At 36.5% G+C, this 20,889-nt stretch carries 22 protein-coding genes; 10 read left to right on the forward strand and 12 right to left on the reverse strand.

What is annotated here, in order from left to right; all coding sequences use genetic code 11:
• Nucleotides 1-2 precede the first annotated feature (2 nt).
• Nucleotides 3-1,028, forward strand: coding sequence for an alpha/beta hydrolase (locus tag ACK4R1_RS08615; protein ID WP_409685909.1), 1,026 nt, complete (start codon nucleotides 3-5; stop codon nucleotides 1,026-1,028).
• On the opposite strand, the gene ACK4R1_RS08620 is transcribed toward ACK4R1_RS08615, so the two are convergent.
• Complete coding sequence (locus ACK4R1_RS08620; protein WP_409685912.1) at nucleotides 994-2,241, reverse strand: TPR end-of-group domain-containing protein; 1,248 nt, start codon at nucleotides 2,239-2,241, stop codon at nucleotides 994-996. The two genes, ACK4R1_RS08615 and ACK4R1_RS08620, sit on opposite strands and share 35 nt — an antisense overlap.
• A gap of 55 nt (nucleotides 2,242-2,296) precedes the next feature.
• Between ACK4R1_RS08620 and trhA the strand changes: the two genes are divergently transcribed.
• From trhA to ACK4R1_RS08650, 6 genes are all read left to right on the forward strand, one after another.
• On the forward strand, nucleotides 2,297-2,986 hold the full coding sequence (gene trhA / locus ACK4R1_RS08625; RefSeq protein ID WP_409685915.1) for a PAQR family membrane homeostasis protein TrhA: 690 nt from the start codon (nucleotides 2,297-2,299) through the stop codon (nucleotides 2,984-2,986).
• A gap of 138 nt (nucleotides 2,987-3,124) precedes the next feature.
• Entirely contained in the window at nucleotides 3,125-3,922 is a 798-nt protein-coding gene (locus tag ACK4R1_RS08630; RefSeq protein ID WP_409685918.1) for a helix-turn-helix domain-containing protein, read from the forward strand.
• Nucleotides 3,923-4,038: 116 nt separating this feature from the next.
• Nucleotides 4,039-4,740 carry a cupin domain-containing protein gene (locus ACK4R1_RS08635; protein ID WP_409685920.1) on the forward strand — a complete coding sequence of 234 codons (702 nt, stop codon included), beginning with the start codon at nucleotides 4,039-4,041 and terminating at the stop codon, nucleotides 4,738-4,740.
• Complete coding sequence (locus ACK4R1_RS08640) at nucleotides 4,737-5,231, forward strand: hypothetical protein (protein WP_409685923.1); 495 nt, start codon at nucleotides 4,737-4,739, stop codon at nucleotides 5,229-5,231. Before ACK4R1_RS08635 ends, ACK4R1_RS08640 begins: the two co-directional genes overlap by 4 nt.
• A 68-nt stretch (nucleotides 5,232-5,299) precedes the next feature.
• Nucleotides 5,300-5,467, forward strand: coding sequence for a hypothetical protein (locus ACK4R1_RS08645; RefSeq protein WP_409685926.1), 168 nt, complete (start codon nucleotides 5,300-5,302; stop codon nucleotides 5,465-5,467).
• A 75-nt stretch (nucleotides 5,468-5,542) separates the two neighbouring features.
• Nucleotides 5,543-5,932, forward strand: coding sequence for a DUF1398 domain-containing protein (locus ACK4R1_RS08650; RefSeq protein ID WP_409685929.1), 390 nt, complete (start codon nucleotides 5,543-5,545; stop codon nucleotides 5,930-5,932).
• 52 nt (nucleotides 5,933-5,984) lie between these two features.
• On the opposite strand, the gene ACK4R1_RS08655 is transcribed toward ACK4R1_RS08650, so the two are convergent.
• Nucleotides 5,985-7,043 (reverse strand): NAD(P)-dependent alcohol dehydrogenase, encoded by a 1,059-nt coding sequence (locus ACK4R1_RS08655; protein ID WP_409685932.1) that lies wholly within the window; start codon nucleotides 7,041-7,043, stop codon nucleotides 5,985-5,987.
• A gap of 178 nt (nucleotides 7,044-7,221) precedes the next feature.
• Here ACK4R1_RS08655 and ACK4R1_RS08660 point away from each other — a divergent pair, with 178 nt between their 5' ends.
• Entirely contained in the window at nucleotides 7,222-7,896 is a 675-nt protein-coding gene (locus ACK4R1_RS08660) for a potassium channel family protein (RefSeq protein ID WP_409685935.1), read from the forward strand.
• Between the two features lie 281 nt (nucleotides 7,897-8,177).
• Here ACK4R1_RS08660 and ACK4R1_RS08665 read toward each other — a convergent pair whose 3' ends face one another.
• A complete protein-coding gene (locus tag ACK4R1_RS08665) occupies nucleotides 8,178-8,942 on the reverse strand; it encodes an oxygenase MpaB family protein (RefSeq protein ID WP_409685938.1) in 765 nt (254 codons plus the stop codon).
• A 187-nt stretch (nucleotides 8,943-9,129) separates the two neighbouring features.
• Between ACK4R1_RS08665 and ACK4R1_RS08670 the strand changes: the two genes are divergently transcribed.
• The gene (locus ACK4R1_RS08670; RefSeq protein ID WP_409685941.1) at nucleotides 9,130-10,557 is read left to right on the forward strand and encodes an L-serine ammonia-lyase; all 1,428 of its coding nucleotides are present in this window, start codon (nucleotides 9,130-9,132) and stop codon (nucleotides 10,555-10,557) included.
• Nucleotides 10,558-10,647: 90 nt separating this feature from the next.
• Nucleotides 10,648-11,034, forward strand: a complete 387-nt coding sequence (locus tag ACK4R1_RS08675) for a hypothetical protein (protein WP_409685944.1) — start codon at nucleotides 10,648-10,650, stop codon at nucleotides 11,032-11,034.
• Nucleotides 11,035-11,047: 13 nt separating this feature from the next.
• On the opposite strand, the gene ACK4R1_RS08680 is transcribed toward ACK4R1_RS08675, so the two are convergent.
• The 9 genes from ACK4R1_RS08680 to ACK4R1_RS08720 all read right to left on the reverse strand — a co-directional run bounded on the left by ACK4R1_RS08680 (nucleotide 11,048) and on the right by ACK4R1_RS08720 (nucleotide 20,638).
• Nucleotides 11,048-12,109, reverse strand: a complete 1,062-nt coding sequence (locus ACK4R1_RS08680; protein ID WP_409685947.1) for an outer membrane beta-barrel protein — start codon at nucleotides 12,107-12,109, stop codon at nucleotides 11,048-11,050.
• Nucleotide 12,110: 1 nt separating this feature from the next.
• Nucleotides 12,111-14,057 carry a KUP/HAK/KT family potassium transporter gene (locus tag ACK4R1_RS08685; protein ID WP_409685949.1) on the reverse strand — a complete coding sequence of 649 codons (1,947 nt, stop codon included), beginning with the start codon at nucleotides 14,055-14,057 and terminating at the stop codon, nucleotides 12,111-12,113.
• 100 nt (nucleotides 14,058-14,157) lie between these two features.
• On the reverse strand, nucleotides 14,158-14,844 hold the full coding sequence (locus ACK4R1_RS08690; RefSeq protein ID WP_409685952.1) for a response regulator: 687 nt from the start codon (nucleotides 14,842-14,844) through the stop codon (nucleotides 14,158-14,160).
• A complete protein-coding gene (locus ACK4R1_RS08695; protein ID WP_409685955.1) occupies nucleotides 14,837-15,946 on the reverse strand; it encodes an ATP-binding protein in 1,110 nt (369 codons plus the stop codon). Before ACK4R1_RS08695 ends, ACK4R1_RS08690 begins: the two co-directional genes overlap by 8 nt.
• An 85-nt stretch (nucleotides 15,947-16,031) precedes the next feature.
• Nucleotides 16,032-16,463, reverse strand: coding sequence for a nuclear transport factor 2 family protein (locus ACK4R1_RS08700; protein WP_409685957.1), 432 nt, complete (start codon nucleotides 16,461-16,463; stop codon nucleotides 16,032-16,034).
• A gap of 2 nt (nucleotides 16,464-16,465) precedes the next feature.
• Nucleotides 16,466-17,770: an ABC transporter permease gene (locus ACK4R1_RS08705; protein WP_409685959.1), complete on the reverse strand. Its 1,305-nt coding sequence runs from the start codon at nucleotides 17,768-17,770 to the stop codon at nucleotides 16,466-16,468.
• A gap of 81 nt (nucleotides 17,771-17,851) precedes the next feature.
• Entirely contained in the window at nucleotides 17,852-18,772 is a 921-nt protein-coding gene (locus ACK4R1_RS08710; RefSeq protein WP_409685961.1) for an ABC transporter ATP-binding protein, read from the reverse strand.
• 162 nt (nucleotides 18,773-18,934) lie between these two features.
• On the reverse strand, nucleotides 18,935-20,059 hold the full coding sequence (gene dnaJ, locus ACK4R1_RS08715; protein ID WP_409685963.1) for a molecular chaperone DnaJ: 1,125 nt from the start codon (nucleotides 20,057-20,059) through the stop codon (nucleotides 18,935-18,937).
• 9 nt (nucleotides 20,060-20,068) lie between these two features.
• A complete protein-coding gene (locus ACK4R1_RS08720) occupies nucleotides 20,069-20,638 on the reverse strand; it encodes a nucleotide exchange factor GrpE (RefSeq protein WP_409685965.1) in 570 nt (189 codons plus the stop codon).
• Between the last annotated feature and the right edge of the window lie 251 nt (nucleotides 20,639-20,889).

Here is a 20,889-nt window from a genome sequence, read left to right on the forward strand (position 1 = left end):
CTATGGTAAAAAAAATTCTCCTTCGAACGATAATTGTTTTAGTAGCACTGACCGTTATCAGTTTTATTGCTGTTAAAGTTTCTCCTTACCCAAAGGCGTTGCTCATTCGTTATGCTTTTGATAAAGGCGGAGTGGAAAGCAATAAGGCATTAGAAAAATATGTTCCGAAAGGGATTGCTTCACAGCTGAATATCGTTTATGACGCTAAAGATGAAGATGCCAAACTCGATTTGTATTATCCCGATACTACTGCGGTAAAAACCAAATTACCCACGATAGTTTGGACACACGGTGGCGGACTGATTTCGGGCAGCAAAGACCAGGTGGCCAATTATTGTAAAATCTTAGCTTCGTATGGTTTTACCGTGGCAGCAATTGATTATTCGGTTGCACCCGAAGCTGTTTATCCTAAGCCGGTAAGGCAGTTGAATGCGGCTTTGCAATTTCTAACCCAAAACGCTTCTCAATTTCCTGTAGATGCCAACCAATTCTTTTTGGCCGGAGATTCGGGCGGTTCCCATATTTCGGCACAACTGGCAACGATAGTTACTTCTTCAGCGTATGCCAAAGCAACAAAAGTAAATCCGAAAATAACATCCGCTCAAATCAAAGGTATGCTTTTATATTGCGGACCGTATGAGACCAATAAAATTACGATTGAAGGCGATTTTGGTTCTTTTATGACCACGGTTTTATGGTCGTATAGTGGCGATAAGAATTTTGTAAATAATGAGTATTTCAAAACGGCTTCGGTACTGGGTTTTGTCACCAAAGATTTTCCGCCAACTTTTATTTCGGCAGGCAACGATGATCCGCTGGAATACCATTCTTTGGCTCTAGCCGATAAACTGGATAGCTTGGGTGTTGCAGTTTACCGTTTGTTTTATCCTAAAGGTTTTGCTCCAAAGTTGCCTCATGAATACCAATTCAACTTAGAAATTGATGCGGCTAAATTGGCCCTGGACAAATCGGTTCATTTTATAAAAGCAAGGACTAAAACTCCAAATAATACAACTCCGGATTTTTAACTTTAGTCAAATCCAACACTGCATTTTTATCATAAGCTTTCCATGGCGAATTGGCAAAGAAATACAGTTTGTTTCCAACTATAGTCGCCAATGCCGGTTCGTCAAACTCAGGACGATTGTTGTCCAAAATACGATAGGTTTCTATTTCGCTTTGAGATTTATTCAAGTTGAATTGGGTTAACCTAATAGGCGTAACGCCATTTTGAACCGCAATTAATTTATCTTTATAAAAAACTAATCCATCGATGCCTTTGCCAATGGTTCCTTCGGGAAATTTTAGCCAAGTTTTAGAAAGTGTTTTCATATCCACCAGCGCTATTCCTTTTAAATAATCAGCTACGAAAAGTTGGTCTTCTTTGTCGTTCATCGTTATGCCTTGCAGATTAAATCCATCGTTTTCAAAAGACACAAAAGGCTCTATTGCATCGTTTTCAATTTTGTAAAGCATGGGTTTGGCACTATCAGAAATATACACCACATTATTCTTGGTGACATAAATATCTCCGAAAACGTGGTTCCCTTCAAGAGTATATCGTTTTACAATTTGTTGGGTTTTGATATTTACTTTCAGAATGGCTGCTTTACCTTCTACTGCGTTAGAGAAATTTTCCATTTCGGGCATGGCGGATGTTGCTACCCATAAATAGTCTTCTTTAGCATCGGCTTTAAGGGCAAAAACGGATAACATGTCATCGGTTTTTAACCAATCGGCACAAACACCAGTTTTGCTATCAAATGATACTATCTTTCGTTTATAAATGCTTGACGCTAACCAGGTTTTTGTTTTCTTCAAATAAGTCAACCCTTCCGGATGCAAAGCGTTTTCTGATAAGGTCACGGCTTTTTGGGCGTTGGCTATCAAAGTATTCTGAGCAGTTTTCAAGGCTAAAACGGCTTTAAAACCTTCGGTATTTTGAATGGATTGGAAATCGGTGTCTTTTTCAAATTCGGTGGTGTTGTTCATTAAAACCAATCGCTTTAAAACAGTTAAAGATTCATCGGCTTGACCATTCAAAGCATAAGCCGAAGCCAGGTTGTATGTAAATGTGGGATGAAAAGGACGAATACTGTCGAGGGTTTGGGTCAATTTTAGAAAAGTGATATAGTCCTTAGCTTCATAAGCTTTGACACTGTTGTTGTAGATTTCTCTCTGCGATTGTGCGCAAACCAAGACATTCATCAGAAGCGAAAAGAATAGTATATACTGTTTCATGAGTGTGGATTTAAAACGAATAATCGTTTGACGCACAAAACAACAATTTATTACAATGGTCTTACAATCCTTTGGCTTTTTGATTATTTTTACACCACACATCACTACTTTTATGAAACACCGAGATCAAACCCGAAAAGAAGAATGGGCCAATGCCATTTCACACGGTTTGGGTGTGCTGTTTTGTATTATTGCCATGCCGATAGTACTTGCTATTACTTATGACAATAACGATTTAACGACTTTTTATTCGGTGGCGGCTTTTGCCATTGGGATGTTTTTGGTTTACAGCTGTTCAACTTTTTATCATTTTGCCCAAAAAGAAAAGACCAAAGGTTGGCTTCAAATAGCGGATCACATCAGTATTTATTTCCTAATAGCCGGAACTTACACACCGCTGATGATTAAATACCTTCCGAGCGAAACCGCTTTTGTATTTCTAACTACCATGTGGACAGTGGTTTTCTTGGGAATGTTTTTTAAAATATTCTTCATCAAAAAATTCGAATGGTTGTCTGTTGTACTCTACTTGGTCATGGGTTGGATGATTGTTTTTGTAATTCAACCATTAATTGATACCGTTCCGCTAAACGTTTTTTGGTGGATTTTGGGTGGTGGTTTGAGTTACACGGTTGGGGTTTACTTTTATGTAAAAAGTTATAAGTTGTATTATCATACTATTTGGCACGTTTTTGTTTTATTGGGAACAATACTTCATTTTATGGCGATTTGCAAAAGTCTTTAATTTATTATGGAATTTTCATCATTTGTATAGTTGGGTTTAATGTCCTGTTCAATTTTATCGCTTTATTTCCGTAACAAAAAAACTTTTTTAACTACCTATACTTCAAAATATTGCACAATTACATGACGTTACCCAAATATGGAAACACATTTGCATTTACCTTTTAGTTCACCACTAAATGAATACATTACCTCTATTTGGGAAGTAAACGGGCAACGTAACATCACCGAAATTATACTACCGAAAGGTATTTTTGAAATGGTTTTCAATTTGGCCGATGATATGAAAGGAATCTTACCTTTTAGTCATAACGCGGTCGACACTCCAAAATGTTTTATTCAAGGTATTAACACTCATGTCATTAACGTCGATTATAACGGTCAGCAACACTTATTTGGTATTCGATTGCAACCACATATGGTACAGCGTTTACTTGGCATTATGCCTTCAGAATTGAATAATATTATAGTTGATTTGACACTTATTAAGTCAGAATTTAAATTTATTTGGCATCAATTAATGGAGGCAAAATCATTTGAAGAAAGAGTAAAAGTCATTGAAGCCGTTTTTCCGATTTTATCAGATGCTGACAACCCAAGACTAAAAAAACTCTCTCACCTTTTTTTAGAAAACTCAATTCAGAATTTTCAATCGATAGACCAAATTTCAAAAGAAGTTTTCTATTCTCCTAGACACCTAAACCGAAAAGTAAACAGCATATTTGGCATGTCTGCTGAAGAACTTATCATCTACAAGAAATTTTTATATGCTGTCAACCTGATGCATGGTGACAAAACAACTCTTACAGATATTACTTATCGTTCAGGGTTTTACGACCAGTCTCATTTTAGTCGGGTTTTTAAAAAATACACCGGTATAACAGCCAAGCAATACCAAACAAATAAAAGTGAATTACCCTTTCATTTATTTTCCTAAATTTTCTTTGACCGTACTTTTTTATAGTATTTGAAACTTGTCCGATATATACAATTTTTGCTTTAACAAGTTGCTGACTTTTGTCCTGAGTTTAATCAGTTAAAAACAAAGAAACAATGTTAAAGAAAATCATAAAAAAAGCAACTCTTTATCTTGCTGCTGTTCTTGTTGCCTATTTGGCTATTGGCTATTTTTTTCATTTAGTCATTTTCCCCGAAAACAAACCCGATGTTGCTACCTATTTCAAACCCGGACAAATCTTTTACAGTAAAACTGAAAAATTTAAACAAACTGTTGTAAAGCAAGAGAATGGTTATGTGTATTGCTCTTTAGTAATCGAGCCTTTTGCTGACGGACCACCAAAACACATTCATACCGATTTTGACGAGCATTTTGAAGTGACCAACGGAGAATTAAGCGTTTGGGTTGATGGTAAAATAATAAAGTTACAACCGGGAGATTCCTTATTTATACCACGCGGAACGCCTCACCAACCGTTCAATGAAACCGCTGACACCATCTCTGTTAAAGGTTCAATCGCTTTTCCTGAAAAATTTGCTTTCTATTTGAATCAAGTTTATGGAGTAATGGACAGCAAACACCATTTTGAAAAATCACCTGAAACGGTTTTTCAAATGGCGTTATTTAACTCGGCCGGATTTGATTCTTATTTAGCGGATGGTCCACCGGTTCCTATTCAAAAAGCAACCGGATTCTTACTCACTCCAATCATTCGATTAATGGGCTATAAAAGTTTCTATTCAGAATATGACATACGCAAAAACCCAAAAAACAACCTTAATATTTCAAAACAATGAAGACTTCAGCCCAAAAATTTTCACTAATAACAGCCATTATACTTTGGGGAAATTTGGTTGGCGGAGTAATGTATACACATATAGTTTATTTTCCTGCATATCTTTCCCATCTACCAGAATCTAATCAACTTATTACCGGTAATTATGGCCTTCATGATAGTCATTTCTGGATGATTATCCATCCGCTGGCTATTTTGACTACAATTATTACACTAATACTGAATTGGAGATTAAGGATTAGACGAAAATACATCTTAAGCAGTTTTGGTATTTACATCCTAGCATTATTGGCAACAGCCATTTATTTTGTACCGGAACTAATTGCTTTTGCTGATAGCGTTAACTATCCGAATGTAACAAAAACTGAATGGATTAAACGTGGACAAACTTGGTTAAGCCTAAGTTTAATAAGAGGCTTTTTTATCTTTATTGGATTCATATTATTACTATTAGCATTGAGCAATGACAACAAAGAAGAAAAGAATAATTAACAATTTAGTAATCTAAAAAATAACTTGTAAAATCAACTTTTCTCTATCTTTAAGTAAAACCTAGAACCATGGAAATCAATTGGATTATAATCGTTATCGTAGCCATTGCGGCTATTGGTTTAGTAGCCTATTTAATTCGTCAAAATCAAAAAGACAAAGAAAAAGTGACCAAATATTTTAATGCCAACACCTCAGAGTTTACAGATGAAGAAGATGAGTTAAACAACCAGAGATAAACCAAAGCAACAGCTTAGGTCTTCACCTATTCTTAGGACTATTTTTGTATTTTAGCTCAAGTTATAATCAAAACTATGTTTACAATAGAACAAATCAAAGCGGCTCATGCTAAAGTAAAATCGGGTGCTGATTTTCCTAATTATGTACAAGATCTTATTCAATTGGGAGTAACACATTATGAAGCCTTTGTTTCAGACGGTCACACCAATTATTTTGGCAAAGACAACTACAAAACTTCTTCGTCATCAAAATACGACAGCTTAACCGTAGCTGAAAATAGTAGCATTGAGCAATTCAAATCCGATTTAAAAGCACACCAACAGGGCAAAACAGACTATATGACATTTTGTAACGATTCGGCAAAATCCGGTGTTGAAAAATGGGTTGTTTGTATGGAAAAAATGACTTGTACTTATTATGACAAAGCCGGAAAAGAAATGCTCTTGGAAGCAATTCCGAGTTAAAAACAAAAAGCAGCCAACCAGCTGCTTTTTGTTTTTATAAAAATACTTGAAATTAATCTTTCAAAGAAGCCATATCAATTACGAAGCGATAACGCACATCACTTTTAAGCATTCTTTCATAGGCATTGTTAATGTCTTGCATTTTGATGATTTCAATTTCAGAAACGATGTTGTGCTTACCACAGAAGTCGAGCATTTCCTGAGTTTCAGCAATACCGCCAATTAAAGAAGCGGCTACTGATTTTCTACCCATAATCATTGGAACCGTATTTAAAATTGGATCCAATCCGCCCAAATAGCCTACTAAAACCAAGGTGCCGCTAATTCCTAAAGTTCCGATATAGGGATTCACATCATGCACATAAGGAACGGTATCGATAATCACATCAAACTTTCCGGCTACAGAAGCCATTTGCGCATCATCTGTAGAAATGATAACGGCATCAGCACCTAACTCTTTAGCGTCTTTTTCTTTATCGGGTGTTCTGGAGAAAAGTGTTACTTCGGCACCTAAACCTTTGGCGAGTTTAATGGCCATGTGACCTAATCCGCCTAAACCTACAACCGCTACTTTTGTTCCTTTTCCAACATTCCAATGAACCAATGGCGACCAAGTGGTAATACCGGCGCAAAGCAATGGTGCTACCGCCGCTAGGTCTAAATTAGCCGGTACACTCAATACAAAGTGTTCATCGACTACAATTTTTTGAGAATAACCGCCATGAGTAGGTTGATTTAAATGCTTATCAAATCCACCATAAGTTCCGGTCCATCCGTTTAAACAGTATTGTTCCAGGTCTTTCTCACAACTATTACAAGTGCGACAAGAATCGACTAAGCAACCTACAGCAGCAAAATCGCCTACTTTTAATTTGGTTACGTCACTTCCTATTCGAGTTACTTTACCCACGATTTCGTGACCGGGAACTACCGGATAAGTGGTCATTCCCCAATCGTTTTTGGCAAAATGCAAATCCGAGTGACAAACGCCACAATACATAATTTCAATTTCAATATCTTTTGCTAAAACGTCTCTGCGCTCGATATTCATTTCGGCTAAAGGTGCGTCTGAAGCACTTGTGCCGTAAGCTTTTACATTTGTTGTTGCCATGTTTGTAGAGTTAATTGTTTGATAATCAATTTATCTTTTAAAGGTAAGTATATTTCAATTGCTGACAAAATTTGAACTTTAAGTCTTTGTAATCTTTTTTATATATTAGCTATCTTTATATTTCTGACTTAGAAATCATCTGCAGGTCAGTTACAGTAATCATAACATCATTTCGAAAATGACCTCTTCTAAAATTGAAAAAACAGAAAAACTAAACTTAGTAAATTTGATAGTTTTAATTTTATCAGTTTATGTTTTAGGCGCATTAGTCATAGATTCCGTTTATGTTTTGCCAACGGAGACTTCAATTCTTTTAAGTTATATTGATAATGTCATTTGTGGCTTTTTCTTTATTGAATTTTGCATCCGTTTTAAAAACGCAGAAAACAAACCAAAATTTATGCGTTGGGGTTGGATTGATTTAATTTCTTGTATTCCTATGATTGATGTACTTCGTGCCGGCCGTTTATTGCGACTCATCAGATTATTAAGGATTGTCAGAGCATTTAGAAGTACAAAACAAATTGTTGACCATATTTTCGCAAATAAAGCTCAAGGCGCTTTTACTTCAGTTTCGATAATTGCCATTTTACTTGTGATTTTCTCTGCTATTGGAATTCTACAAGTGGAGACCGATCCAAACAGTAACATCAAAACAGCCGAAGATGCTATTTGGTGGGCTTATGTTACTATAACAACGGTTGGCTACGGTGATAAATTTCCGGTTACAACTGAAGGAAGAATTATTGCAGCTATTTTAATGACTGCCGGAGTTGGATTATTTGGAACATTTACGGCCTACATCGCGTCATGGTTTGTAACAGAAAATAAACTAACTGATAATCAGGAATGATAAATTCTGAAATAAAACAAACAATCGTTAACAAACTAATTTGTAGCAATTGCAAGATAGTTTTCAAAAAAAAGGCTTAAATTTATGGCAATCAATAATCAATAAACATGCTATACCCATTTGTTTCCATTGGACTAATTGTCATATTTGCCATTTACATTTTATACCTGTTAATCATCAAAAAAGATCTAAAACAACTTAAAACCGTATTGTTTCCGGGACTTTTCTTTATAGCCGTTTGGGCAGTTATGTATTACTTTTTGTTACAATAAAATAGCGTTTCATCGTCTGTAAACATCCAAGTCATTGATCTGATCTTTATAGTCAGCAGGTAGTAAGATGCCTTTTAGCAACCAATCCATTTTCATCAATCTACTTACTTTGTAAATTGGTACGATTGGCGTTAACAAGGAAAAATCACTAAACTGCAGCATGGTTTTTACCTTATCGGGACAAACTAATTTTTGTCCTTCTATCAATACTTTAAAACGCATGCTGCCAAGGTGTTTTTTATATTGTTTAAAAAGATCGGCTGTAAACGCACTCTTTTGCAAGTTAGCTTGTAAATGAGCTTCTCTTACCGGTAACCATTCGATATAATTTGAAGGCAATTCCTTTAATCCCATTCTATCGCCTACACGATAAAAAACATTGTAAACTTCTTCTTTTTCCGCTTCGGTCAATTTTGCTTCTAAGAGTTCATAGGCAGAAATGGAATAATGAATCAACATAAACAAAACATCTCGATAAGCCCAATCCGGAATGGTAGCCCCGCGATTTTCTTCAACAGCGGAATGTATTTTTCGCATGGTATCAATGGCTTTATTAGCTTCTTCTTTTGGAGCAAAAACTATCATTCGGGCATATCTCACCGTAGAAAACAGTCGCCCTAAAGGATCCGAAGGCAACTTTCCAGTAAAGTAAAGCCAATCGACTGCTTTGTTCAAAGCAAACTCAGCAGCAGCTCCGGCAAAAATGAATAAAATGGTGTCGCTCTTGCCCCAAATTTTTCTAACGATTGATTGTTCCTTAACAAAATAGTCCATACCCTAAAAATTGATTTTGCTAAAGTACAATTTTTTAATAAAAACAAAGTACTTTGTTATTCAAAGTTTAATTAAAATCGAAAAACACCCTATCAAAATTCAAAAGATTAAAAGAATTTCTGCTGCGGGAACACTGCCTACTGAACACTAAATTCAATATCTTTGCCCTAACTAAATCGATATAGTAATGGAAGAATGCATTTCGGTATTTGATATGCTTAAAATAGGTGTCGGACCTTCTAGTTCACACACACTCGGACCTTGGCGTGCTGCGGAGCGTTTTTTAAATGAGTTAAAAGAAGACAATCAATTAGATAAAATCACTCACGTCAGAGTCGATTTATATGGTTCTTTATCCCTAACCGGTAAAGGTCACGCCACTGATTACGCCGTAATGCTTGGACTAAGCGGTCAAGACCCCGAATATATTCCGGTACAAAACATTGATAGCATCATCCAATCGATTAAACAAAACCACGAAATCAAATTGGCCAATCAATTTATGATGGCGTTCAATGCAGAAACCGATATCGTATTCAATAAAAACTTCTTGCCTTTTCATGCCAATGGAATGACCTTTACAGCTACAAGCCATGACGGTGAAGAAATCGTTTCTACTTTCTACTCTATTGGTGGCGGATTTGTGGTTAAAGAAGAGAGAATTAACGCCAAAAAGAAACACCAAATCAAATGTGCGTTTCCTTTCCCAATTCAAAATGCGGAAGAGCTACTTCAATATACTATAACTGAAAACAAACAGATTTCAGAGATTGTTTATGCCAATGAAATCTCCATGCGTCCCGAAGCCGAAGTGCATAGTGAACTGATGCGCATTTGGAACACCATGTTAGAATGCATGTATATTGGTTGTCATTCCGAAGGAATACTTCCAGGTGGATTAAATGTACGTCGTCGCGCTTTTGATATGCACCAAGGTTTGATTGGGTTATCCAATTACAATTCGCCTCAAGAATGGCTCGAGTGCATTCGAAAAACCGAAGTAAAGTTTCGCCAAATCCTGAAATGGGTTAGTTGTTTTGCTTTGGCAGTCAATGAAGTCAATGCCGCTTTAGGTCGAGTGGTAACGGCACCAACTAATGGTAGTGCCGGTGTTATTCCCGCAGTTTTGATGTATTATATGGTCATCGAAAACCACCAAGCCGATGAAAAGCAAATCAAACAATTCTTGATGGTGGCCGGAGAAATCGGCAGTATCTTTAAAAAAGGTTCTACCATCTCAGCCGCGATGGGCGGATGTCAAGCCGAAATCGGAGTTTCTTCAGCCATGGCAGCCGGAGCTTTATGTGAAGTTATGGGCGGAACACCGGATCAAGTTTTAATGGCGGCCGAAATTGCTATGGAACATCATTTAGGGTTGACTTGTGATCCAATTGGTGGATTGGTACAAATCCCGTGTATAGAAAGAAATACCATGGGTGCCATCAAAGCCATTAACGCTGCAGAACTCGCTATGGAAACTGATGCCAAAAATGCAAAAGTTCCGTTGGATAAAGTAATTGATACGATGTGGCAAACGGCTAAAGACATGAACTCTAAGTACAAAGAAACCTCGGAAGGCGGTTTAGCTGTGGCGGTAAATATGGCAGATTGTTAGTTTAAACTAATTATGCAATTTTCAGTAAGAATAGTATAATTCTTTTCGGAAGTCCTGTCGGTACCTTTGCCTACTTTTACACAAGTAGCTATGACAGAATCACGTACGATATTTTACCTAGATATAGACAATGAAGATTTGTATTTTTTTAAACATGCCATCGAAGGTTTAGGACATCAAATTTCTATATACAGAGACGTCCACAAGATGATGGACGACTTAAGCAAACTAGACATCAAACCTGACATCCTTTTTTTTGGCGGCAATATGCCTATTTTAAACGGAAAAGAGCTCATAGTAATCCTTAACAACTCTGTGAGATACCATCATATTCCGGTAGTAATCATATCGAGTGCTTTACCCAAAAAACTAATTCGTAGCTATAATGATGCCGGTGTAAAACATATCATGAAGAAAACCCAAGTAGCAGATTACAGCAATGCTTTCAAAGAAGTGCTGGAAATGAAATTTGCTTAATAGTTCAACAAACTCAAAATCCAAAAGACAAACTCGTTGTAATACAAAAGTTGTCATTGACTAAATAATCCTCTTTCGCAAATACTTTCGACTGGCTGTTGAAATACCTTGCTTCCGTTCTGAACTTGACTTTATCATTTATTAAATAATCAATATTGAATGACATGCCAATGGTTTTAAATGCATCGCTTGTGGAAATTATCACATTATCTTTATCCTGATAATATTCGACTCTGAAGGCAGTTTGCCATTTAGGTGCTAATGAATATTGCGTTATCAGAACCGGACTCATCCAAAACAATTCCCGGTTATTATCAGTAACAGCTGTCTGCAAACCTGCATCAAAACCAATAATAGTTCTCCATTTGGAATGCCATTGTTTGTCCCAATATAAATTACTGAAATAGCGCATTCCCCATTCGTTATTGTACAATTCTTTACCCATGAAAGTACTCCAATTGAACATTGATTTGTCCGATGGTTTATAAACAATTTGAGAACCCAAAGCCGGTGAAACATTTTTATCCGGTTTGTTGATGCGTTGCCAACCATTGGTGACTAATCCTGAAAATTGCCATTGGGCATTGGGCACAAAAGTATACTTCACTCCGGTCATAAAATAAGGTGAATTCTCCGCAAGCATCGAGCGCGTCAAAGTCAAATTTGAACCAGAAGTCGCGGTTTCAAATCCGATATAACTCGGCAAAACACCAACCTCAATGGTTGATTTTCTGTCTTTATCGAGGTACAAACCTACATAAGCTTCGCTGATAATTTTAGTCGTTTCATTGGCATAATTATCTTCAACATAGGTTCCGGAATGCAGCGCAATAGAAGCATAAGCATTGTCGTAATCAACTTTAGCTCTTAACAAACCAATATTGACATTGAACTCATTGTGTCGGTTGTAATTATACATAAACGGTAGTTTGGTTTGTGCTTCCGGCCGGTTAAAATCATAGGCATAATAGCTTTCCAAATAGCCCAAAAAAGACAATTTCACCTCTTTATTTTCTTGGGCAAAACCAGTAGTTATAACTAACAAAGCTGCCGTCAATGCTAATGCTATTTTCATCTTAAAGCGATTTTTGTTTTCGACATAATTCCAAATTATTCACCGGCGAATACACCATTGGATATTCTTCTATGGCCACATCACTTTTATCTAAACCAAAGGCTTTTTCATCCGATAACGATAATTTTTTTAACCAAAAATACGAAGTTAATAACCAACCGTCTTTAAAAGCAAACTCGTTTTCTACCGAAATGAATTTCTCGATAATCACAAACTTATAATCGGGTTCGGCATTGTATTTTGTTGAACCATCAGGACGAATATGAAGGTTCAGTTCTTTGCGTTCTACCAATTCCTGTACAATTTTTTTGAAATACAATTCGACTTTAGGTTGGATTCGGAAACCAACATTGAGCACCACTTTAATCACTTTATCATCTAACAATTCAATCACTTCATAATTCAGTGTAAACGGTTCGTTTGTTCGATTGATATGCAAGAACCAATAAACATCAGCGCGTTTTGGTTTTTTGGCAAAGATTGATTTGATGATTTTCTCTTCAATTTCATAGGTTTTGTTCGCCTTGGATAAATAGATTAGATGCGTGGCGTATTTTGGAATTTCATCATCGGCACTTAATTCTTCTAACATTGGCGTTTGCTCGGCCAAGTTGACAAACTTCAGAAAACGGTTATTGATTTTTCGGGAATAATACCAAACATACATCACCATGAAGATGAACAATTCGAAGAAAAGGAACATCCATCGTTCTTTAATTTTGACAATATTGGCGATAAAAAAGGAAACTTCTATCAAGGCAAAAACCAATAGCATCAAAGCAATCCAACCGATTTTTACTTTTTTGATAAAGAACAAATAATAAGACAATAAAATCGTAGTCATCATCATGGCTATCGTGATAGAAAAACCATAAGCCGCTTCCATGTGTGCCGAATTTTTGAAGTATAAAATCATCAATATACAACCAATCCAAAGTATTGTATTCACGGATGGAATATAAATTTGTCCTTTTAAATTCGTTGGGTTTTTCAAAGCCACTCTCGGCCAAAAATTCAAGGAAATCGCTTCGTTAATCAACGTAAATGAACCGCTAATCAAAGCTTGAGAAGCAATAATGGCCGCTAAAGTAGCAATCACAATTCCAAAGATTAAAAACCATTCGGGCATGATGGTATAAAACGGATTTTGTCCATTTAAGAATTCATTTCCTTGGTGCATCAACCAAGCGCCTTGGCCTAAATAATTAATCAATAACGCCGATTTTACAAATATCCAAGTGATTCGGATGTTTTTTCTACCACAATGACCTAAATCAGAATACAAAGCCTCGGCTCCTGTTGTACAAAGGAATACAGCGCCCAACAGCCAAAATCCGTGAGGATATTCTACTAACAAACGGTAAGCATAAATAGGATTCAAAGCTTTCAAAATATCCGGATGGTGAATGATTTGAGACAATCCTAAAACCGTCAACATGGTAAACCAAACAACCATTGCCGGTCCGAAAATTGTACCTACTCTATGAGTACCAAATCGTTGAAAAATAAACAACCCCGAAAGAATCGCTATTACAATTGGTATCGTTGGCAAATTAGGCACTATGGCTTCCAAACCTTCAACAGCCGAAGCAACAGAGATAGGCGGCGTAATAATTCCGTCAGCTAAAAGTGTGGTTGCTCCGAGTATGGTTGGAAGGACCAATTTTCCCTTTCCGAATCTTTTTACCAAAGCATACAACGAAAACACGCCACCTTCGCCATGATTATCGGCTGAAAGCGTTAGTAAAACGTATTTAAAAGTAGTTTGAAAAGTCAGTGTCCAAAACACACACGAAATGCCGCCATAGACTAACATTTCGGTAATGGATTTGTCGCCTACGATAGCTTTCATTACATACAGCGGACTCGTTCCGATATCGCCATAAATGATTCCGAGTGCGACTAATAGCGAGGCTGCGGTGATTTTTTGCTTTACAGTTGTATTCATTTTAAAGTATTATTTAGTTAAAATTTGGCATGCGAATGCCTAGGTGAAGACCGAAAGTGGTTTTCACAAAATATGCTTCAGACGATTTTTTTTGGATTATTTAGCCGGAATTAAATCGATAACCAACACCGGATTCGGTAATAATAAACTTCGGGCGATTGGCATCTTCTTCTATCTTTTTGCGAAGCTGTGCTACAAAAACACGTAAGTATTGGGTTTGGTCGGCGTAGCTTTGGCCCCAAATTTCTTTTAAAATATATTGATGGGTTAAGACGCGACCATCGTTTTTGATTAATAAGGTCAGTAAGTTGTATTCTGTCGCGGTGAGTTTGATAATTTCGTTATTGGCTTTAACTATTCTGGAAGTAAAATCGACTGAACAATTGCCGAAAGTAACTGTTAACTCGTTGTTTACTGTAGTTTTATTTCGCAGAGCGGTTCTGATTCGGGCCAATAATTCTTGGGTTCGAAAAGGTTTGGTCAGATAGTCATTGGCACCGGAATCCAACGCTTTTACGATTTCTTCCTCGGCACTTTTTACTGAAAGAATAATAATCGGATTTTGATACCATTCGCGTAATTTTTTCAAAACTATTTGTCCGTCTTCATCGGGTAAACCCAAATCCAATAGTATCAAATCAGGTTGGTGACTCGCCGACATCGTAATGCCTTCTTTTCCGTTGATGGCAAACAGCACTTTGTAATCATTGGCTTCCAAAGAAATCTCGAGCAATTTTCTGATTTGCGCTTCGTCGTCAATGACTAATATGGAAAAACCGTTATTCATGGTCTAAAGAATTAATAGGTAAACAATCAACCGCGAAAGTCAACTCGAAAACTGCGCCACCATCTTTGGCATTGCTTAAGGTAATGGTTCCGTTTTGCGCTTCTACAAAACCTTTTACGATGGAAAGTCCTAAGCCTGTTCCACCGGTTTTTGATGTTTTGAATCGGTAGAATTTATCGAAAGCTTTGTCAATTTCGTTTGGCGGAAAACCATAGCCATCATCGGAAATTGTGAGGACACATTTTTTGATTAAATCGATGTGCGTTTCATAATCGGCATCGACTTCATATTTGGCGCTGATGGTTATGTTGACGCCTTTTGGTGTATGTTGCGCGCAATTGTAAACCAAATTGTAAATGATTTGTTCCATCAAACCATAATCGAGTTTGAAAAGCGGCAAATTATCATCGATGGCATAAGTGATTTTGTGGTCTTTGGTTTCTTCTTTTAGGCGATCGCAAACATTGTAGATGATTTCTTTGACATCGCACCAATCCAATTTGGGATGAATATAGCCCGATTCTAAGCGAGACATATTCAACAAATTTTCCACTTGATAGTTCAACTTCATTGATGCTTTTTCGATTTCGTTGTGGAGTTTTTGTTGGGTTTCTTCGGAAAGGTTGACATTCTTTTGTTGCAAAGTATCAATCGAACCGAGAATGGCCGCAATTGGAGTTCTCAATTCATGCGAAAGAGAATCTAATAAAGTATTGTATAATTTTAAAGTACTGGCTCGGGTTTGTTTGACTTGAATGGCGCGTTGCATTCGGCGAAAATTGTTGGTCAGCACCGCATTGATTAAGGCAATGATGAAATACATTATCAATAGTAAAATGTCTTCGGCACTGTCGATATGCAAAGTAAAATAAGGCTTGATAAACATAAAATTCAAAGCCAAAGCGCTTAAAACAGCACCTAATAAAACCGGCTTGATTTCGAGAAAAATAGCCAACAAGGAAACCACTACTAATAGAAGATATCCAACAATTCTGTAGTCGATCACATCTCTGACAATCAGACAGGAAAAAGAAACCGCAGCTACCGACAAAAAGCTGATAAGATATTGATTCCTAACGCTTTTTAATACTAACTTGTCCATTGGTATTAATTTTTGACAAAGTTACGGCAATACTTATAAGTAGGATATAAAGTAAACTCTTGAAAGTATAAAGATTTTATAAAGATTACTTTCGGCGCGTGTCAATGAGATGAATAATTTTCCAAGTTCCGTTATCCTTATAAAGTGTAAAAGCATTCACGCCTTTGTGACTAAATTTACCGTTGATGTAGAATTCATAAGGCGTCCAAGCATTTGCCATCGTTCCATCGACTTGAATATTATAACTTAGAATTCTTTCTTCAAACTTAACGTCAGCCGGAATAGTCGCTATAGATTTATAGAATTCGTTTGGACTTTCTTCCGAAAACTTATTGCCTTTTGAACTTTCAGATATAGATTGCAAGACTAGTTTCTCGCTACATGTTGATTTGATTTTTACCGTGTCTTTGGCATGAAAACCTTCGAAAAACGTATCGATGGTTTTTTGCACGTCATCCTTTTGGGCTTGACCCGAAAAACTAAAAAACAATAACAATAGCAAAAATAAATTTTTCATATTTAGTATTTTGACCATTTGTAGAGTTCTTTCCAAGTTGGTTTTTTGCCATACATTAAAATACCCACGCGATAAATTTTGGCGGCAAACCAAACCACTAAGAAGAAAGTGCTGAACAATAAAATCATTGAAACGGCAATTTGCCATAGCGGTACACCAAACGGAATTCGCATCATCATTACGATTGGTGATGTTAAAGGAATCATCGAAAATACAGTTGCTACCGTTCCGTGCGGATCATTGATCACAGTAAAGAAACCTATATAAACTCCTAAAATCAAAGGCATAATAATTGGCAACAAGAACTGTTGTGAATCGGTTTCATTGTCGACAGCCGCACCGATTGACGCATAGAATGAACTGTATAAAAAGTAACCGCCGATAAAATAAATGATAAATGAAACTAAAATGGTTGCAATAGGTAAGTTCCAAAGTTCTTTTACATACATTACCATAGAACCGCCTAATTCTTCTTGGGCATTTTGTAAAGTTTGTGTATCAACACCTGAAGTTGATCCCATTTGCACTCCAAAAACAGAGGACAATACAAACATGGCTGTTAATCCGAGAATGGCCCAAATCATAAATTGTAAAATTCCGGCTAATGAAGTTCCAATGATTTTCCCCATCATCAATTGGAAAGGTTTTACCGAAGAAATGATTACTTCGATAATGCGCGATACTTTTTCTTCGATTACGCTTCGCATCACCATATTACCGTAAATGATGATAAACATCATGATTAAATAACCGAAGGCACCGCCAATGGCGATTTTAATTTCGTTCAACCCTTTTAAAGCCGTTTCGCCTGAAGCTTTGGACAAACTAATAGTAACATCAGCTTCCGATTTTTTAATGGCTAAGGTATCTAAACCGGATTTGATGTAATTCTCTTTGGTGAGTTTTTGGCTAATGACATCTTCCACATCTTCAATAAAGGAAACACTTGGACTATCATTGGAAATATATTGAATGCCTTTTTCCAAAGATTTGATATCTGTTGCTTTTGGGATAACCAATAACCCTTCATAGCTTTCGCTAACGATGCTGTCTTTTAAAATTTTGGTATCTACTAATGTCAAATCGACATATTTGTATTCGTCATTGCTTTTAAATTCTTTTACAAACAAACCACTTTCGTCGTGAATGGCAATAGTTTTCTTATCAGCTTTCATAGTGCTCAAATAGCCTACAAAAACTGCAATTCCGACAAACAATAACGGACTTAAAAAAGTCATGACGATGAATGATTTGTTGCGCACTTTGGCGACAAATTCTCTTTTGATGATTAAACTTAGTTTGCTCATTTTTTAGATTTTTGGATTATTAGATTTTTGGACTGTTAGATTCTTTTTTCTAAAAATCTAACAATCTAAATTTCTAACAATCTATTCTGTTACTGTTTTAATAAAAATATCATTCACACTCGGGATTTTTTCCACAAAATGAGTTACTTGTCCGCGTTGGACTAAAGTATTGAGTAGTTCATTTGGTGTTGCGTTGCCTAAATTTATTTCCAACTTCAATTCGTCATTCAATGATTTGAAATCAGTTTGTGCCAAAGTAAATTTCTGTGACAAGTCATACATCAAACCTTCGATATTGTCTGATAAAATACCCACTTCGTAATTGTTAGTTCTGAATTGTTTCTTTACCTCCGACAATTTACCTTCAATGAGTTTATTTGATTTGTGAATTAAGGCGATATAATCGCACATTTCTTCCACACTTTCCATGCGGTGAGTCGAAAAAATAATCGAGGTTCCTTGTTTGTTTAGCTCGATAATTTCGTCTTTAATCAAATTGGCATTCACCGGATCAAAACCTGAGAATGGTTCGTCTAAAATAAGCAACTTGGGTTTGTGCAAAACCGTTACTACAAATTGTACTTTCTGCGCCATTCCTTTGGACAACTCTTGTACTTTTTTGTTCCACCAACCTTGGATTTCCAAACGATCGAACCAATAGTCTAATTCTCTTTTGGCTTCGGCTTTGGACAAGCCTTTTAATTGAGCCAAATAAAGACACTGCTCGCCTACTTTCATGGTTTTGTACAAACCTCGTTCTTCCGGCATATAGCCAATAGAATGTACGTGAGACGGATTGAGTTTTTCACCATCCAGGATGATTTCGCCACTGTCGGGCATGGTGATTTGGTTGATGATGCGGATAAGGGAAGTTTTTCCGGCGCCATTCGGACCTAGAAGTCCGTAAATACTGCCTTTTGGAACGGTTAAAGAAACTTCGTTGAGCGCAGTGTAATTACCGTATTGCTTTACGACTTTGTTTACTTCAAGTATATTGCTCATACTTATATTTTGTTTTTGTAAAAGTAACCAATAAGTAGTCAAACGGAAATGTTTGTTACAAAAAAAACCCACCCTAATTTTTACAAAAGGATGGGAAAAATTGCTATGAAAAAGAAATTACTTGTTTCCAAGTAATAACCAAATGTAAAACTAATTTTTTAATTATGAAAACATATCTTTTACTTTTTCAAAAAAAGATTTGTCGCTCTTTTCAGGCCTTGGAATAAAATTGTCATCAGTTAATGATTTTTCAAAAAATTGACGTTGTTCTTTACTCAAACTCTTTGGTGTCCAAACATTTACATGCACCAACAAATCACCGTTACCATAGCTATTCAGACTCGGAATACCTTTGCCTTTTAGACGCAAAATCTTACCCGATTGAATGCCTTCTTCAAGCTTAATTCTGACCTTACCATTTACTGCTTCAATCTCTTTTGAAACCCCTAAAGCGGCTTCAGCAAAACTGATATACAAATCATAATGAAGGTTTTCGCCTTCACGTTTTAGAAATTCGTGTTCTAATTCCTCGATGGCAACAATCAAATCACCCGGAATTCCGTTCCCCGGCGCATCGTTACCTTTGCTTGACACTTTCAACTGCATACCATCTACAACACCTGCCGGAATTTTGATAGATACTGTTTCGTCTTCCAATATCATTCCGTGTGCATCGGCATTGTTAGGTTTACTTTCGATTGTTTGTCCAACGCCACCACAAACGTGGCAAGTTGTAGCTGATTGCATTCTGCCCAAAATGGTATTGGTCACACGCAACACTTGTCCTTGACCGTTACAGGTTGAACAAGTTTTATATTTTACGCCGGGCGCTTGTACCTTGCGTTTTACTTTGACTTTTTTCTCAACACCATTGGCAATTTCTTCCAAGGTCATTTTTACTTTGATACGTAGATTGCTTCCTTTGGCACGACGTTGTCCGCCACCATTGCCACCGAAACCACCAAAACTTCCGCCACCAAAAGCGCCACCGAAAATGTCTCCAAACTGACTGAAGATATCATCCATGTTCATGTGATGTCCGCCACCAAAACCGCCGGCACCATCAAAAGCTGCGTGACCGTATTGATCGTATTTGGCTTTTTTATCAGGATCACTTAGAACTTCGTAAGCTTCGGCTGCCGTTTTAAAGTTCTCTTCGGCTTCTTTATTGCCCGGATTTTTATCAGGGTGAAACTCAATCGCTTTTTTCCGGTAAGCTTTTTTAATTTCTTCAGCAGATGCGCTTTTGGAAACGCCTAATATTTCGTAAAAATCTTTTTTGCTCATAATATCTTGTTATTGACCAATCACAACCTTTGGAAAACGAATAATTTTGTCGCCCAATTTATATCCTTTTTCAACTACGTCTACGATTTTACCTTTCAGTTCATCGCTTGGTGCCGGAATTTGGGTAATAGCCTCTGCGAAATCAGCATTGAAAGGATCTCCGGGTCTGATGTCAACTTGCTCCAAACCTTTGGATACTAAAGTGTTTTTTAATTTTTCATGAATCAATTCAACTCCTTTTAGTAAAACCTCATCTTCAGTTTTGGCAATTTGAACCATTGCTCTGTCAAAATCGTCTAAAACAGGCAACATGGCTTGCAATACTTCTTGATTGGCAGTTTTAAATAAATCGATACGTTCTTTTGTCGTTCTCTTTTTAAAATTTTCGAATTCAGCAAAAAGACGTAAAAACTTGTCTTTTTCTTTGGCTAATTCTTCTTGCAATTGTTCTTCAACACTCAGTTCTTCAGCCGTTTCGATTTCATTTGCTACATTTTCAGCTGTGTTTTCAATTGGCTCTTTATCCGTGTTATCCGTATTCATTTGTGAGGTATTTTTAAAAAAATTCTTGATTTTCATTTTTGAGTTTTACTCCGTTCGTTCAGATTGCAAAAGTACTGCCATTTCTTTTAAAATGTCAAATTGTCACACTTTTTTGATGGTCATGGATTAAATTTTTGAAATTTATTTAACCAAATTTTAATATAATTTTAAGACTATTACGTTTTCGTTTTAATTAAATTTGTTAACACGATTAAGAAAAACACTATTCTAGGTTAGCTTAAAGCTGTAATAATTATTAATTCAACAATCTTTATAGTAAAAAAAAG

The sequence above is a fragment of the Flavobacterium sp. genome, from assembly GCF_046293665.1.
Classification (GTDB): Bacteria; Bacteroidota; Bacteroidia; order Flavobacteriales; family Flavobacteriaceae; genus Flavobacterium.

Coding starts and splice junctions, on each gene's coding strand:
- ACK4R1_RS08720 (WP_409685965.1), bottom strand. CDS start 20,638: ATGAAAATCAAGAATTTTTTTAAAAATACCTCACAAATGAATACGGAT.
- ACK4R1_RS08695 (WP_409685955.1), bottom strand. CDS start 15,946: ATGGACAAGTTAGTATTAAAAAGCGTTAGGAATCAATATCTTATCAGC.
- trhA (WP_409685915.1), top strand. CDS start 2,297: ATGGTCTTACAATCCTTTGGCTTTTTGATTATTTTTACACCACACATC.
- ACK4R1_RS08630 (WP_409685918.1), top strand. CDS start 3,125: ATGGAAACACATTTGCATTTACCTTTTAGTTCACCACTAAATGAATAC.
- ACK4R1_RS08705 (WP_409685959.1), bottom strand. CDS start 17,770: ATGAGCAAACTAAGTTTAATCATCAAAAGAGAATTTGTCGCCAAAGTG.
- ACK4R1_RS08650 (WP_409685929.1), top strand. CDS start 5,543: ATGTTTACAATAGAACAAATCAAAGCGGCTCATGCTAAAGTAAAATCG.
- ACK4R1_RS08710 (WP_409685961.1), bottom strand. CDS start 18,772: ATGAGCAATATACTTGAAGTAAACAAAGTCGTAAAGCAATACGGTAAT.
- ACK4R1_RS08665 (WP_409685938.1), bottom strand. CDS start 8,942: ATGGACTATTTTGTTAAGGAACAATCAATCGTTAGAAAAATTTGGGGC.
- ACK4R1_RS08615 (WP_409685909.1), top strand. CDS start 3: ATGGTAAAAAAAATTCTCCTTCGAACGATAATTGTTTTAGTAGCACTG.
- ACK4R1_RS08645 (WP_409685926.1), top strand. CDS start 5,300: ATGGAAATCAATTGGATTATAATCGTTATCGTAGCCATTGCGGCTATT.
- ACK4R1_RS08675 (WP_409685944.1), top strand. CDS start 10,648: ATGACAGAATCACGTACGATATTTTACCTAGATATAGACAATGAAGAT.
- ACK4R1_RS08635 (WP_409685920.1), top strand. CDS start 4,039: ATGTTAAAGAAAATCATAAAAAAAGCAACTCTTTATCTTGCTGCTGTT.
- dnaJ (WP_409685963.1), bottom strand. CDS start 20,059: ATGAGCAAAAAAGATTTTTACGAAATATTAGGCGTTTCCAAAAGCGCA.
- ACK4R1_RS08660 (WP_409685935.1), top strand. CDS start 7,222: ATGACCTCTTCTAAAATTGAAAAAACAGAAAAACTAAACTTAGTAAAT.
- ACK4R1_RS08685 (WP_409685949.1), bottom strand. CDS start 14,057: ATGAATACAACTGTAAAGCAAAAAATCACCGCAGCCTCGCTATTAGTC.
- ACK4R1_RS08640 (WP_409685923.1), top strand. CDS start 4,737: ATGAAGACTTCAGCCCAAAAATTTTCACTAATAACAGCCATTATACTT.
- ACK4R1_RS08680 (WP_409685947.1), bottom strand. CDS start 12,109: ATGAAAATAGCATTAGCATTGACGGCAGCTTTGTTAGTTATAACTACT.
- ACK4R1_RS08655 (WP_409685932.1), bottom strand. CDS start 7,043: ATGGCAACAACAAATGTAAAAGCTTACGGCACAAGTGCTTCAGACGCA.
- ACK4R1_RS08620 (WP_409685912.1), bottom strand. CDS start 2,241: ATGAAACAGTATATACTATTCTTTTCGCTTCTGATGAATGTCTTGGTT.
- ACK4R1_RS08700 (WP_409685957.1), bottom strand. CDS start 16,463: ATGAAAAATTTATTTTTGCTATTGTTATTGTTTTTTAGTTTTTCGGGT.
- ACK4R1_RS08670 (WP_409685941.1), top strand. CDS start 9,130: ATGGAAGAATGCATTTCGGTATTTGATATGCTTAAAATAGGTGTCGGA.
- ACK4R1_RS08690 (WP_409685952.1), bottom strand. CDS start 14,844: ATGAATAACGGTTTTTCCATATTAGTCATTGACGACGAAGCGCAAATC.